This window comes from Nocardiopsis sp. TNDT3 (genome assembly GCF_003427465.1).
In the GTDB taxonomy this organism is placed as follows: Bacteria; Actinomycetota; Actinomycetes; order Streptosporangiales; family Streptosporangiaceae; genus Nocardiopsis; species Nocardiopsis dassonvillei.
Genome location: NZ_QPFC01000479.1, coordinates 1 through 1,951, shown reverse-complemented (window position 1 = coordinate 1,951; position 1,951 = coordinate 1). Strand labels below are relative to the sequence as shown.

1 protein-coding gene and 2 pseudogenes are annotated in these 1,951 nt (G+C 74.7%); all 3 read left to right on the top strand.

The window, feature by feature from the left end; all coding sequences use genetic code 11:
* Window positions 1-475, top strand: a pseudogene (locus DQW06_RS12420) (pentachlorophenol monooxygenase); the annotation flags it as partial.
* 36 nt (window positions 476-511) lie between these two features.
* Window positions 512-1,720 carry a homogentisate 1,2-dioxygenase gene (locus DQW06_RS12415; protein ID WP_019607483.1) on the top strand — a complete coding sequence of 403 codons (1,209 nt, stop codon included), beginning with the start codon at window positions 512-514 and terminating at the stop codon, window positions 1,718-1,720.
* A pseudogene (locus DQW06_RS12410) lies at window positions 1,717-1,951 on the top strand (hypothetical protein); the annotation flags it as partial. The gene DQW06_RS12415 and the pseudogene DQW06_RS12410, both read left to right, overlap by 4 nt.

Below are 1,951 nucleotides of genomic sequence, written 5' to 3'. Positions count from 1 at the left end.
CGTGGACCTGCCCGGCGACGACGCCCCGGCGCGCCTGCGCCCCCTGCTGCGCGAGGGCCTGACCCTGCTGGTGGGCGCCGCCCCCGAGGGCGCCGACCCCGACGCGTTCCTGGAGGGCGTGCGCGCCGCCGCGCGCGGGGCCACCCCGGCGCCCGTCACCGCCCTGTACCTGGACCGGATCGACACCACCGGCGCGCTGACCAGGGCGCTGGTACCCGAGCCGGGACAGGTGTGGCTGGTGCGCCCCGACGCCCACGTCGCCGCCGTCGTCGCGGGCGCAGACCCCGACGCCGTGCGCGCGGCCGTGCGCACCGCGCTGGGGTTCGCCCCGGCTCCGGCGGTGCCCGCCTCGACGGACGGCGCGAGCGGTCCGGCCGCCGACAGGACTTCCGACCCCAGGGCCTCCGCCGCCGCGGACCGCCCCGCAGGAACCGTGCCCGACCCGCGCGGCGACGAGCCCGCCCCGACCGCCTGACCCGGACCCACTCCACACGGAAGGGACAACACCGCCATGGCCTACTACCGCCAGGTCGGCGAGGTGCCCCGCACCCGCCACACCCAGCACCGCACCCCCGAGGGCGGGCTGTACTACGAGGAGCTGATGGGGGAGGAGGGCTTCTCCGCCGACTCCTCGCTGCTCTACCACCGCGCCATCCCCTCGGCCATCGTCGACGCCGCCGAGTGGGAGGTCCCCGACCAGTCCCGCACCCGCAACGCCCCGATGGTGCCGCGCCACCTCAAACTGCACGAGCTGTTCTCCGACCAGGAGTGGAAGGCCGCCGACGTCGTCGAGTCGCGCCGCCTGGTCCTGGGCAACGACGACGTGCGCATCTCCTACGTGGTCGCCGGGGCGCCCTCGGAGCTGTACCGCAACGGCATCGGCGACGAGTGCGTGTACGTGGAGTCGGGCACCGCCCGCGTGGAGACCGTCTTCGGTCTGCTGGAGGTCGGCCAGGGCGACTACGTCGTCCTGCCGCGCGCCACCACCCACCGCTGGGTGCCCACCGGCGACCAGCCCCTGCGCGCCTACGTGGTGGAGGCCAACAGCCACATCGCCCCGCCCAAGCGCTACCTGTCCCGCTACGGGCAGTTCCTGGAGCACGCACCCTACTGCGAACGCGACCTGCGCGGCCCCTCCGAGCCGCTGCTGGCCGAGGGCGAGAACGTCGACGTGCTCATCAAGCACCGCGGCGACGGTCCCGGGGGCATCTCCGGCACCCGATACACCTACCCCACCCACCCCTTCGACGTCGTGGGCTGGGACGGGTGCCTGTACCCCTACGTCTTCAACGTCGCCGACTTCCAGCCCATCACCGGCCGCGTCCACCAGCCGCCGCCCGTGCACCAGGTGTTCGAGGGCCACAACTTCGTCATCTGCAACTTCGTGCCGCGCAAGGTGGACTACCACCCCGGCGCCATCCCGGTGCCCTACTACCACTCCAACGTGGACTCCGACGAGGTCATGTTCTACTGCGGCGGCGACTACGAGGCCCGCAAGGGCTCCGGGATCGGCCAGGGCTCCATCTCCCTGCACCCCGGCGGCCACTCCCACGGCCCCCAGCCCGGCGCCTACGAGCGCAGCATCGGCGCCGAGGCCTTCGACGAACTCGCCGTCATGGTCGACACCTTCCGCCCGCTCGACCTGGGCGAGGGCGGCCTGGCCAGCGACGACGGAGTCTACGCCTGGACCTGGGCCGGGGGACGGAGGGAGCGGCGGTGAGCGCCGAGCTGTACCGCGGCCTGTTCGACGACGCCGCCCTCTTCCCGCCCGGCAACGCCCCCATGGGCGGGGCGCTGCCCGCCCACCGCGCCCACCGGGCCGGACAGCGCGCCGAGTACGTCGGCCCGTTCCTGGTCTCCGACGCCCGCGTGGGCGAGCTGCGCGCCGTCCTGGCGCGCGAGGAGCCGGGCCACGGCCCGCTCGCGGTCGTGGTCACCGTCCCCGGCGGCG